The sequence below is a fragment of the Corynebacterium auriscanis genome, assembly GCF_030408435.1.
Taxonomy (GTDB): Bacteria; Actinomycetota; Actinomycetes; order Mycobacteriales; family Mycobacteriaceae; genus Corynebacterium; species Corynebacterium auriscanis.
The window spans coordinates 2,515,047-2,527,110 of record NZ_CP047046.1 but is presented as its reverse complement, the minus strand read 5'-3'; the positions used below and the strand labels follow the sequence as shown (position 1 = coordinate 2,527,110).

Sequence of the window (12,064 nt, the reverse complement as noted above, 5' to 3'; positions counted from 1 at the left end):
CACTGAAAAGGACAGAATTCCCATGCGAGTTAAAAAGAACACGCCTGCGTACCGGCGTAACTCCCTAGCTGTTGTTGTGTGTCTCTCCGTCACGGCTTCCACCATGGGTGTGGCGCAGGCGCAGGACACGAAGGTGCAGAACAAGACCATTGCCGTTACCCACGATTGTGTGGGTACTGAGTACACCCGTGTTATCGGCCCGAGTCCGAAAACCCTCAGTGATTCGGTCCTGCAGTTCACGCCCAATGATTTCAAGGTGACCTACCCCGAGCAGGCCGCACCAAACGGACAGTTCGAAGTGACAATTGCCCCTAGTCAGATGAGCTTGAAAGACAATTCGGTAGCGTTCTTCGGCGCTTCGGATATCGGTCGATTGAAGTACGACATTGTTGTGCCAGAGGGTGTAAAGGTCGCCAGTGCCACCCTGGGCGCGGCTACCGGGTTGATGCCTGGCGCTGCAGCTCCGGTTGCAACGGTGATCGATGAAGAAGGAAATCCGGATCCCAATGGTCACATCGTCCGTGTGGATGGCGGTCACACCGTAAATAATGGACCGAATGCCGCTATCAATAGCCCCGCGGCTGGGTTGCGCATCAAGGCAAAGTCCAAGTTCACGCTTCCTTCGCTGACCCTAAAGCTAGTTGCGACCAATGTGGCTGGGCAGGAATTGTCTGTTGGGCTGCGTGGAGCAGGTGCGCCGGCAGAACGTGGCGGGATCAACAACTCCTTCTCTTTCGCCCAGGACGATAGCATTGCTGACGACGATTACTGGTGCGTACCCACCAACCCTGAGGCCGGGAAGCTGACCACCACGCGGGTGGTTGGATCGTCTAATATCGCTCTTTCAAAGACCGAATTGGATATCATTACCGGCGAAACTGATACGAAGTTGCAGGCACAGGTGACCACCACCGCTGGGAACAGCCAATTGCTGTCCCAGGGCAAGGTGGAATTCTTCGTCGATGGGAAGTCAATCGGGGAGGTTAATCCCGATGAATCCGGTCTAGCGGTTCTTACCCACACGTTCCCGCAATTGGATGATCGCGAGCCGAAGAAGTACAACGTCACCGCCCGCTTTAAGGGCGTGGATTCTCGCATTCTGCCTTCCTCAGATTCCGAGACAATGCGGGTGACCGTGAACCCCATACCACTCACGGACGTTGCTACGGCGACCACGTTGACCACCTGGGTTGCGGCGGTTGAGGATGCACACCTTCCGGTGGTTCTGAATGCCTCCGTTGATGCTACGGATAGTTCTGCGCTGCCAGCCAGCGGCGCCGTACAGTTCTATCGCGATGGCGAGGCAATCGGAAAGCCAGTGGCCGTAAAGAATGGCCGGGCTAGCTTCGTGGATAAGGTGTCTGCGGAGGAAGCCACCGGCAAGAGCTATTCGTATACCGCGAAGTTCTCTGAGGTCATCGATGAATCCGTGGCGAAGCGCTACTTGGAATCCGAGTCGGCGCCGGTAACCGTGGATGTTAATGGGCAGCAACAGACCCAGACCACGTTGGAAGCCTCAGCTACGGAGCTCGCACACGGTGAGGTAGCAAAGCTCACATCCACGCTAACGTTTGGTGAGGACAAAACGCCCCTCGCCGGGCAGAAGATTCAATTCCGGGTCAATGGATTGGATCATGGTGAACCGGTTGTAACGGATGAAAAGGGTGTAGCAACGCTGGAGACGAAGCTCGCACCCGGTGAGAACAAGGTCACGGCGCATTTCTACGGTGAGGATGTTGATAGCGTTCAATATGCGGGTTCCGAATCCGCCGCTGTGGACATCAAGGTCGCTGATAAGAGCCAGTTCGCCACCGAAGTCGACCTCGTGGTCAACCCCACCGCGGAACACGGTAAGGAAGCGAAGCTCACTGCGACAATTAACGCTGAAGATGCCCCGGCAGGCGCGTTGGATCGTGGAACGGTTTCCTTCTTCGTGGCAGGCCGCTTGGTGGGAGTCGCTCCGGCGCAAGCAGTCGATGGCAAGATTCAGGCGACTATTACGCACACCTTCAGTGGCGCGGGAGATCAAGAAGTTTACGCAGTCTACTCCGGTGTAGAAGACGACGATATCCAGGTGCTGCCTTCCCAATCGGGCAAGACCACGGTGGCGGTTTCTGCGGTGGATATTGTGATCGAGGAAACCACCCCACCCGCGCCTCAACCCGGAGGATCCGATTTGTCGGGCGCGCCGGGTTCGGATTCCTTGGGCGAGGGCTCACAGGGTTCGGATTCCCAGGGCTCCTCAAAGGTCGACAACAAGACCTTGCTGGCCTGGATCCTGGGCGGCCTGGGGTTGAGCGGTTTGATCGCCCTGGTTGTGGGCCTTTTCAACCAGTTTAACCGCTAGGCCTGGGGCATTTGAGCTACTAGGCCCGGGGCAGCTTAACCGCTAGGCCTGGGGCAGCCTGGCTTCGCCAATCCTCCCCCCCACGGGCCGTGGTCGCGGTGTGCCCTTGCCCATATCCCGGGGGCCCCGACTCTCCCTCGTTATTAGCTGCGGGCCTGGCCCTTTCCCCGGCTAGGTTCTTCCTCGTTATTTGTCGCAGGCCTGCTCCCTTCTCCGCCTGCGCCCTTTCTGATCGTTCTCGTTCTGCTCATTGGGCATGTGTTGGCGAAGCAGAATGAGATGCGCGTTTCGGGGTGTGTTTCGTTCTGCTTATTCAGCACGTGTTCGCGAAGCAGAATGAGATGCGCGTTGTGGCGGGTGTTTCAGTCGTTTCGTTCTGCTTCGCTGACCTTGAGGCGGGGGCGGCGCGTGTTTTGGTCGTTTCATTCTGCTTTTCGCGCCTGGACGACCTTCAGCCCACCCCACTCCCACTTCCACCCCACCTTCATCCCCCGGCCTCGCCCCTCCTTCGGGCGGATAAGTTGCTTGGTGCCAGCATCACACCTTGCACTACTTGGCGCTGCGCTCCGCGGTGACGGTGAAGCCGTTATCGTGCAGTGCTTGCGCGATTTCCTTGAGAGCATCCGCATCTGCCTGCTGGTCGAAGGACTCGGCCAAGGAGATGAAAGCGGTCTTATCATCCACAAAGTTCACTTCTACCAGGTCGTGCCCGGCCTTCGTCTCCTGCTCCTCAATCACGCGTTCGGCGGCAGCCTTGGCGTCCCCCGAGACAGGCTTGGTATCAGCTGCGGGAACTGTGACCTTGTCAGCATCCTCGACGCCCTCGCCGTTCGCCGCGCCTGCCGCGCCGCCGCCGTTCGCTGCGCCTTGGGCACCCGCGCGCTCAGCTCCTTCAGGCTTGTCGGCGCCGTCCGTACCTAGCGCAGAATCTTGATCCGCGTCCTCACTTGGAGCGGTGCTCGTCGCAGCATCGGGCTTCTCGGCTTGTCCGGTCGCGTCCCCAGCATCGGCCTCACCCTCACCCGTGGAAGGCTCGGTCGTGGTGGTGGTATTGCCCGAACTCAGCAGCTCCGATGCCGAACCCGCCAACTGCTCGAGATCTTGGGGCAGCTCTGCACCCTCAGCGGAGCCCGCCGCCTCACTATCGCCTGGCAGCAAACCGGGGAGGTACGCCAGCAAATCCGCGATGGAGCCCACAACCTCGTTCGGCTCGCCGGGCTTCTTCGTTTCGCCGGGTTTCTCGGTCTTTCCTGGCTCTTCCTTTCCTGGCTCTTCAGCATCGGTCGTTGCAGCCGGTTCGTCGGCGGTGGCTGGCGCATTTTGCGCGGCCGGGGCCGGCGTTGGAGCTGCGGTGGCTACCCCGGTCAGGCTGGCGGCGGACAGGCCCGCGATTACTGCGGTGGCGACAGTGTGACGGATCTTCATGCTTTTCAAAACCTTTCTTCGTGAGTGCGGCTCGTCGTTGTCCTGTTGAACAACGTTTGGCTACATTAAGTCGCCTTTTCTTTACGACGCCACCCCGTCCAGCACTTTCCGAATACCCTATGGGGCGCTAGTGAAGTTCTGATACGGTTCCGGACAGTTTCCCCCAAGGTCGCGAAAACCTGCAGTTGGGAAAGAAACTGCGGGTCAGCGTGAGTGGGCTAAGAAGTTGTGTGCACTGGGCACCGCGCGCATCAGCTACTGTGCGTGGCCGAGCTGCGCGTGCCTGGGGATCCGCGCCAGCATGATTGTACGGGTTGGATGAGTTGCTGCGCGTGGCCGAGCTGCGCGTGCTCGGGGATCCGCGCCAGCCCGATACGAACGGGTAATCCGCGCCAGCGCGGGCGGGTTAGATCGGCAGCTTGCGCAAGATCGGCAGTGGCAGGTGCTTGAGTACCAGCATGATCGGGCGGAATAGTGGGTGAACCCAGATGACCGTCTTGCGGTTGTCCACTCCTTTGGCAATCGCGCGTGCGACGACTTCCTTGTCCACGGTCAGCGGGGCGTCGTCCAAATCCTTGGTCATGTTGGTACGGGCCTGACCCGGCCGCACGGTCAGAACTCGCACGCCGGTATCGCGAAGGGCCTCGCCCAGCATGCGGTAGAAGCCATCCAGCCCGGCCTTCGCGGAGCCGTAGACGAAGTTGGAGCGGCGAACCATCTCACCCGCGACGGAGGAGAACGCCACGATTTGGCCGTGGCCTTGCTTCTTCATGTGCTCGGCAAGCAGCACGCCCACGCTGACGGCACCGGTGTAGTTGACCTGCACGGCCTGCACAGCCAACTTTTGGTTCTGCCACTGCTGCTCGTTATCACCCAGCAGGCCGAATGCCACGATGGCGATGTCGATGTCGCCATCGGCCCAGATCTTGTCGAACACGGCGGGGTGGGAGTCGAAGTCGAGGGCATCGAACTCTACCGTGGTGACCTCGGAGGCGCCGGCGGTGTTCATGCGCTGTTTAGCTTGGGCGAGGTCTTCGCCACCACGGGCGGCGAGCACGACGCGGGCGGAACCGCGGGTGAGGAATTCCTCGACAACGGCTAGGCCCATATCCGAGGCGCCGCCGAGTAGCAGGATGCTTTGGGGTTTGCCCACTGCGTCGATCATGGTTGAAGTTCTCCTTTGAGATTTAATTACGAGCGTGCGAAAGAAATTCGAGTATTGAATACGTGCGTGCGAAAAAGCTCTAAGAGCCCCAGCGCCCTAGAGCTCTAAGCGGCGCGACATATCGGAGGCGAACACACCGGTGGGGTCGATGTTGCGACGGGTTTCCAACCAACCGGGCAGGCCCGGGTACATCTTGTGGAAGTTCTCCGCGGACGTGCGGGATTCCTTTGCCAAGTACAACCGGCCACCGAATTCCATCACGCGGCGGTCCAAGTCATCCAAGAAATTGCCCAACCCCGGCTTAATGGGGAAGTCCACACACACGTTCCAACCCGGCATCGGGTAGCTCAGCGGCGCGCGGTTTCCTTCGCCGAACAGCTTGAACACGTTCAGTGCAGAGTAGTGACCCGACTTTTGAATATCGCGGATGATCTGTTTGAACGGCTCCACAGCCTCGGTAGGAACCACGAACTGGTACTGCAAGAAGCCCTTGGATCCGTAGCCACGGTTCCATTCACCGATCAAATCGAGTGGTTGGTAGAACTGGGTGAGGTTTTGCACCTGGTTGCGGTATTCACCGGACTTCAACCACCACAGTTCGCCAATCGCAACCATCGACAGTTTGTTCATGGTGAAGTTCGGGAAGATGTCCGGCACCGTCATCAACTGCGGTGCATTGAACTTCAGGGGGTTTTTCGCCAGCTTGGGGGACAGTTCCTTCAGCTGATCCAGCGTGGCCAGGGAACCGCGGGAAATCGCGGCACGGCCGAGCTTCGGCGCAGGGGAAATCGCATCGAACCACGCGGAGGAGTATGTGTAATTGTGCTCGGACCCATCGGAGTGAAATTCGATGGTCTCGTCCAACGTGTGGGTCATATCGCCATCGGCGATGAAGTACGCGGTCTCTGTGCGCGTCATGTTGATCTGCGCGCGCAGGACGATGCCGGTCAGGCCCATGCCGCCCACGGTGGCCCAGAACAGCTCACCATTGGGATCATCTGGGGTGCCCTCGGGCTCGAGGTGAAGCACGCGACCGTCGGCAACCAGCAGCTCCATGGACTTTACGTGGTTGCCGAAAGAACCCGCGGAGTGGTGGTTTTTGCCGTGAATATCCGGCCCAATCGCACCACCGATCGTCACTTGGCGCGTACCTGGCAACACGGGAACCCATAAGCCGTAGGGCAGCGCGGCCTTCATCAACTGGTCTAGGGTGACGCCCGCATCGACATCGACCACGGCTGTGTCTGGGTCAATGTTGTGGATCTTATTGAGGGCCTGCATGTCGATGACAAGACCGCCACCGTTCATCGCGGGATCGCCATAGCTGCGGCCCATGCCACGCGCGATCACACCACGTTGCAGGTGGGAAGGCTTATCCGCGTTTGAATCCGCGACTTGCGCGACCGCTTTGGCAATCACGTCGATATCCGGGGTGGATAGAACTTCCGCGGTGGAAGGCGCGGTGCGCCCCCAACCGGTGAGGGTCTTCGTGCTGGTCTGCAAAGTCATGGTTTCCACTTTAGTAGGCGGGCCGGACATCGCGGGGGAGGCGAGCCGGGGCCCGAACCCGTGGACAGCTGATCTGGAGGCCTAGTACAGCTGACCCGGCGGCCCAGTACAGCTGATCGGGGGGGCTAGTACAGCTCCATAATGTCGCGGATTTCCCCGGGAAGCTCCTCCACGCTGGTGATTTCCGGCCCGTTGTATTCCCGCAGAATATCGTTGACGCGCTGGCGGCTGGTGCTATCAAGAATTGGGAGTTCCTGCGCCATCAGGCGGGTCATGAATTCGTTAAGCGGCAAGGTAGTGCGGTGGGAGGCTTCGTACGAGGAGTTCTGTCCCACCCCGCCCACTTGTACGGGCTCGGCGCGTTGGTCTTGTTCTTCCTGGCTGCGCTGTTTCTTGGAGAAAATGTCGAAGATCGCCATGTCAATCAACGATAGTCTGCGGGCCCGCTGCTTCCTGGTATCGACAAGATGCTGCCTGAGGTGCTGTATGAAATGTTAATCAACGATAGCCTGCGGGCCGTCACTCTGTCTGACCCACTGACTACGATGGCAGGCATGTCCCAACAACAGGCAGATTCACGGGAAACCAAGGCCGAAACCACTGACACGGCAGGCACTCCAGCCACTGACACTCCAGCCACCTCCGCCGAGGCTACCGCTGATGCCGCGGACTACACGCAGTCCGAATCAGTGGAGGCACCAGCGCCCAATGGGCCGAGGTATGACCCGATAATGGTCGTGGCGGCGTCGGGTGAAAAGGAAACCAGTGGTGGAGGACAGTTGGACCTCGCGCACGCCACCGTGGCCGTGTGGCAGGTGGAGACCGACCCGGCCGTGCAGCGCGGCGATTTTTCGGGTGCTTGGGTGGTCACGCCGGAGGGGATCACGGGTTTTGCGGCGCAGGCGGAGTGGATTGCGGACCGCCAGGATCCTCTGGCGATGCTGCGCACGCTGCTGCGTTTTCCGGTGCTGCTGGCGCCGGGCACACCGCGGGCGCCGTTCCAGAAGTTGCTGGGCCAGGATGTTTTGTTGATTGATACCGACGCCACCACGGCCGCAACCCATCAAGAGTTTGAGCAGGCGCGGAAGGATTTCGCGCAGGAGTCGCCCGGCAAGCGCCAACCGGCTTGGGGTGAGGTGCCTGAACTCTCAGAGTTCATCGCGGCGGCGGGGCAGGGGGATGCGGCCGAGACTCCAGTCGCTGATGCTGATGCCACCCAACCCGCCACTGCCCAACCTGCCACCGCCCAGCCCGCCACCACCCAACCCGCCCCGACCCAACCCGCCACGACCCAGGACCCCAACCCAGAGCTTCCCCCAGTCGTCCGGGATGCCCTCGCCACCGCCCGTGGCCTGCGCGAATGGCTGATCCTATGGAATGCGTTCGATAAGCTGCGGGCGCGTCGGCTGGGGCAGACGAATCCGTTGCACAGCGAACCCAAGGGCGCGCCATTACGCTAAGTGCCATGGTTGCAACGAATGTGCATGGGGCAGAGGGGAATAGGCGGTTTTCGGCCGGCTCTTCCGCTCAATCTGCGCGCATCGTTGCCTTCCCGGGAGTGCGTACGGTCGCGGATGCGCCGTCCCATCTGCCGCAATCCTCAGTCTCGGCTGCCGTCCGGGGCGCGGAGGAAAATCTGTTGGCCGTTGTTGAATACGCCCAGCGCGGGGTGGGGTATTTTTCGCGTTTGATCAGCGTGACCAGCACTGCCAGTGTGGCCGAGCTGGCCGAAGCCATCTTGGTGAGCTTCCAATGGCCCTCCACCGTGGATGCCCTGGTGCCCACCAAGCCTTTGGTCACCAACTGGTCGTTGCGGGCGCGCCGGGATGGGGTGTTGCGAGTGTACTCCCGCACGGCGCATTCCCCTGGCACGGAGATCGGGGAAGCCCTCGCGGTCGGATCGGGTGCGGTTTTGAAGGTCGGGGATGCCGCATTCACGTTCACCGTGGCCAGCTCCGTGCCCCGGGGCGTGCCCATTCCTGCTGCCGGGGAATCGGTTGACGAATGGCCCAGCTACGCGGGCTTTTTTGATTCCGACGCCACCTCGGACCACCCCGACGCGCTGCTGTTGGGGGCGGACTTTATACCCGATGAGGAGGCCGAGGGGGTGGAACTCGCCCCAGTGTCCACCGAACAAGTGGGCTACCCCGCGAAGGACGTGGACATCGAGTGCGTGAATGTGGAGTTAGCCGGTGAAGATCCGGTGGAAAACGTGCTGGCGAACCTCAAGCCCGAATTGGCGCAGTTGCTTAAGAAGTATCAGTTGTTCCAGTTTATTCCGCTTCTACAGGCACTGGATTTGGATCGCCCGGCGATCGTGGATGAGCAGGTGGCGGAATACCTTGCGGATCTGCCTGTGGAGAAATCCCCGAAGGCCCGGGCCGCGGCTTGGGCGCGGATCATAGCGCTGTCGACGTTGGGCTCCGAAGACGTTGTGGCGGAAACTAGTGAGTCGTTCATGATAGCGCTAGCGCGTGCGAAGGAGCGTGGGAAGGCGGAGCCTAAGACTGCGAAGGCGTACCGAAAGGCGGAGTCCAAGACTGCGAAGGCGCGCGGGCAGGCGGAGTCCACGACTGCGAAGGCTCGTGGGAAGGCGGAGTCCACGACTGCGGGGACGCGCGGTTCGGCAGATATTTACGCGGTCAGAGCTAGCGGCAAGGAGGAGTCCGCTTACGGGGAGCGGGGGTATCTCTCGGACGTTGAAATCCAATCGTTGGCGCGCCCCACGATCAAGATCCTGGCCACGGCGGGCGCGGATTCGTGGGGCCCGACTGCTTCAGCCGACAGTGCGATAAACGGCGAGGCTGATCCGAATGAGGCCTGTGCACTTTTGGTGCCACGGCGCTCTATCGTGGAGCGGTTGGAAATGTACCGCTACATTCTGCAGCGCTAAAAAGCCCGAATCTGTCACTCTTCCTCAACTGTGACAAAACCGTGTTGGATTAGTGGGCCTCAATCCAACATTCCCCAGCTAGAGGACTCGATTCTTCGAATCTGGGGCGCGTCCGTTATTGATTCTGACCGCGCCGGCGTAATCTAGTCAGTCGACCAACTTCGATTACTAAACCCCAGCCCGGCGAAGGAAAACAGTGCGACCGACTACTGAGGACGCGAACGTGGAGGAGCGTGGCGTCGGAATGAAAAAAGATGCTGCCGCGACCGCAACGCAGATCAGCGGGGCCGAACATGGAACCACGGCGCAGACCGGTACCGCCGAACCTGCGCGCGGGGGCAAGCGCAAACTGTTTGGCCAATTCTTGCAATTCGGCATCGTGGGCGCCAGCGGGTTTGTCGTCAACCAGGCAGTGTTTGTGGTGGCACGCAAGCTGTTCGATGGGGCGTGGCACATCGGGGTGGAGGATCCGTTTGTAAACCTGCTGGGTTCGCAGTTCCACATGCGCTGGTACCACGTGTTTAGTGTGATTGCGTTCGTGATTGCCAACATTTGGAACTTCATGCTGAACCGGCGCTGGACGTTCAAGGACGCGAAGAAACGTGCGTGGTGGAAGCAGTTGCCGCAATTCATGGCGGTGGGTGTTTTCGGCCTGTTGATCACGCTGGCGGTAGCCACCTTGGTGATTAACGTGGAGTCTCCCTTGGCGCTGCCGCGCGACATCTTCGATTCCTCATCGGGATTGCGAACTCCTTCGTATTGGGGCAACTTCATCGGCGTGATGGTTGCTGTGCCTGCGAACTTCCTCTTCAACAAGCTTTGGACGTTCCGTGGCTCCAATAAGAGCGAACCGGAGAAGATCGTCCGCACCATAGAACCTCGGGTCACTGACGGAACCTTATTACATGGGGCTGCATCGGGCGGGGCTGCATCGGGCGGGGCTGGGACGACCGATGCTGACACGACCGATGCTGGGACGACTGGTGCTGGGACGACCGGTGTTGGGACGACCGGGACTGCGGCAGACGGCGCCGCAACCGATAGCGCCGCATCGGGCGGAAAAGTAGTAAACGAAACCCCAGCACACGGTGGCAACGCTACGCCCAGCAACCGGGAACCTCAGACCAACCAGAAAGGCTAGGCCTAATGGCAGATAACCTCACCGCGGCTGAGCGGAAGAGTCTCGCTACCCAGAAAATCTGGGAATCCTCCCTGTTCCGCTTCATCTTGGTCGGTGGATTTTCTGCGATTGTGGACCTGGGATCTACCCTGTTTTTCCGCTTCGCATTCGGGATGTCCGATAACCTCTCGAAGACCATTGGCTTCATCCTCGGCACGCTCACTGCGTACCTCATTAACCGCCGGTGGACCTTCAATGCCGCCCCATCAAAGCGGCGCTTTGTGATCACCATGATCACTTATGGGTTGACGTACCTGGTGCAGATCGGCCTGTACAAGGTTGGCATCCCGTGGTTGGAGGGCTTTGACCTCAACGAATTCTGGGTGCGCGTATTCAGTTTCGTCATCGCCCAGGGTGCGGCCACGATCCTGAATTTCCTCATCCAGCGCTTTATTATTTTCCGCGTGCGTGAGGAAGAAATGGACGAGGTCACGGGCGAGCGACCAGCGGTTTAGCTCAGCCACTTCTTCCCACCACTTCAGGGGCCTGCAACGTCCTGCCCCTGTTGTTGGATCTGTTGCTTCGCCGGGTCGTTTTTGGCGCCCCTGCGCTTGGCGCCCCGCTACTTCCCCGGCCGCCGGAACTGCTCCCTCCGTCCCATCGCGTGCAGCTTCAACCACTCGCGGAAGCCCTTCACATCCCGCTTCTGCACCAGGAAGAACCACGCAAATCGCGCATACTCCTGCGGCAGCAGCTTGCGCATCCCCGGCTGGCTCATCACGTACCCACGGTTGCGATAGGTAAAGAACCGCTTGAACTCGTTATCCGGGTACTGCGTATGCATCTTCCCGCCCAGGATCGGTTTGAACTCCTCAGACCCATCCGGATGCACATACGACGTGCGTAAACAGGTGCCGAACTTCAACCCGGATCGCACTAAGCGCCGGTGGTACTCCACCTCGTCACCACGAATAAACAGGCGATAGTCCGGCACGCCGATGACTTCCATCGCGGTGGCACTAATCAGCGCGCCGTTGAACAAGCTCGCGATCCCTGGCAGGAAATCGCCTTCGAGTTCATCGAGGCGGCGTCGCCACACCAAACCCTGACGCAGTGGAAACGCCAAGCGGCCCGGATCGTCAATGTTGCATACGACCGGCGAGATTTCATCCAGCCCCTCACGCTCCGCCACCTGCTGAAGAGTGGCCAGGACGTGGGGATCGGCGGGGCGGCCATCGTCGTCGGCGCACCAGATTGCATCCGCGCCCAGCGCCAGGGCGGTCAAAAACCCGTATGCGAAACCACCTGCGCCGCCTAAGTTCGTGTGCGACGGCAGGTACACTCCGCGCTCGCCGCACACGTCCTCGACCAGCGCTTTCACCCGTTGATCGGCGCCGTTATCTACAACCACAATGTGCTGGAGCTGCGGCGTGCGGGGGTTTTCTTCTCTTCCCGACGCCCCCCGCTGCTCCCCATCATTGCCCCCAGCAGGCAACGCGCGCTGCCCAGCGACCATTTTCAAGGAGGCTTCCAACAGCTCGACCCGGTTGTGGGTCACGATGACAGCGACGATGGAATCAGTACGGCTCAATGACATGGTTATTA

Annotated in this window: 10 protein-coding genes; 5 read left to right on the top strand and 5 right to left on the bottom strand. The window is 60.3% G+C overall.

Annotation, left to right across the window (positions count from 1 at the left end):
• Positions 1–22: 22 nt before the first annotated feature.
• A complete protein-coding gene (locus CAURIC_RS10725; RefSeq protein WP_035116087.1) occupies positions 23–2,347 on the top strand; it encodes an Ig-like domain-containing protein in 2,325 nt (774 codons plus the stop codon).
• A gap of 549 nt (positions 2,348–2,896) precedes the next feature.
• Here CAURIC_RS10725 and CAURIC_RS10720 read toward each other — a convergent pair.
• From CAURIC_RS10720 to CAURIC_RS10705, 4 genes are all read right to left on the bottom strand, one after another.
• Positions 2,897–3,772, bottom strand: a complete 876-nt coding sequence (locus tag CAURIC_RS10720; RefSeq protein ID WP_282939875.1) for a hypothetical protein — start codon at positions 3,770–3,772, stop codon at positions 2,897–2,899.
• A 406-nt stretch (positions 3,773–4,178) separates the two neighbouring features.
• Positions 4,179–4,937, bottom strand: coding sequence for a decaprenylphospho-beta-D-erythro-pentofuranosid-2-ulose 2-reductase (gene dprE2 / locus CAURIC_RS10715; protein WP_035116078.1), 759 nt, complete (start codon positions 4,935–4,937; stop codon positions 4,179–4,181).
• Between the two features lie 96 nt (positions 4,938–5,033).
• Positions 5,034–6,446 carry a decaprenylphosphoryl-beta-D-ribose oxidase gene (gene dprE1, locus CAURIC_RS10710; protein WP_282939878.1) on the bottom strand — a complete coding sequence of 471 codons (1,413 nt, stop codon included), beginning with the start codon at positions 6,444–6,446 and terminating at the stop codon, positions 5,034–5,036.
• A gap of 125 nt (positions 6,447–6,571) precedes the next feature.
• Complete coding sequence (locus CAURIC_RS10705) at positions 6,572–6,865, bottom strand: hypothetical protein (RefSeq protein WP_052095206.1); 294 nt, start codon at positions 6,863–6,865, stop codon at positions 6,572–6,574.
• 72 nt (positions 6,866–6,937) lie between these two features.
• Between CAURIC_RS10705 and CAURIC_RS10700 the strand changes: the two genes are divergently transcribed.
• The 4 genes from CAURIC_RS10700 to CAURIC_RS10685 all read left to right on the top strand — a co-directional run bounded on the left by CAURIC_RS10700 (position 6,938) and on the right by CAURIC_RS10685 (position 10,974).
• Positions 6,938–7,906: a hypothetical protein gene (locus CAURIC_RS10700; protein ID WP_156963610.1), complete on the top strand. Its 969-nt coding sequence runs from the start codon at positions 6,938–6,940 to the stop codon at positions 7,904–7,906.
• Between the two features lie 5 nt (positions 7,907–7,911).
• Positions 7,912–9,339 (top strand): hypothetical protein, encoded by a 1,428-nt coding sequence (locus tag CAURIC_RS10695; protein ID WP_052095204.1) that lies wholly within the window; start codon positions 7,912–7,914, stop codon positions 9,337–9,339.
• Positions 9,340–9,535: 196 nt separating this feature from the next.
• Positions 9,536–10,480, top strand: coding sequence for a GtrA family protein (locus CAURIC_RS10690; RefSeq protein ID WP_412766421.1), 945 nt, complete (start codon positions 9,536–9,538; stop codon positions 10,478–10,480).
• 5 nt (positions 10,481–10,485) lie between these two features.
• Complete coding sequence (locus CAURIC_RS10685) at positions 10,486–10,974, top strand: GtrA family protein (protein WP_052095203.1); 489 nt, start codon at positions 10,486–10,488, stop codon at positions 10,972–10,974.
• Between the two features lie 107 nt (positions 10,975–11,081).
• Here the strand turns inward: CAURIC_RS10685 and glfT1 are convergent, their stop codons facing one another.
• The gene (gene glfT1 / locus CAURIC_RS10680; protein WP_035116075.1) at positions 11,082–12,056 is read right to left on the bottom strand and encodes a galactofuranosyltransferase GlfT1; all 975 of its coding nucleotides are present in this window, start codon (positions 12,054–12,056) and stop codon (positions 11,082–11,084) included.
• Positions 12,057–12,064: the final 8 nt, after the last annotated feature.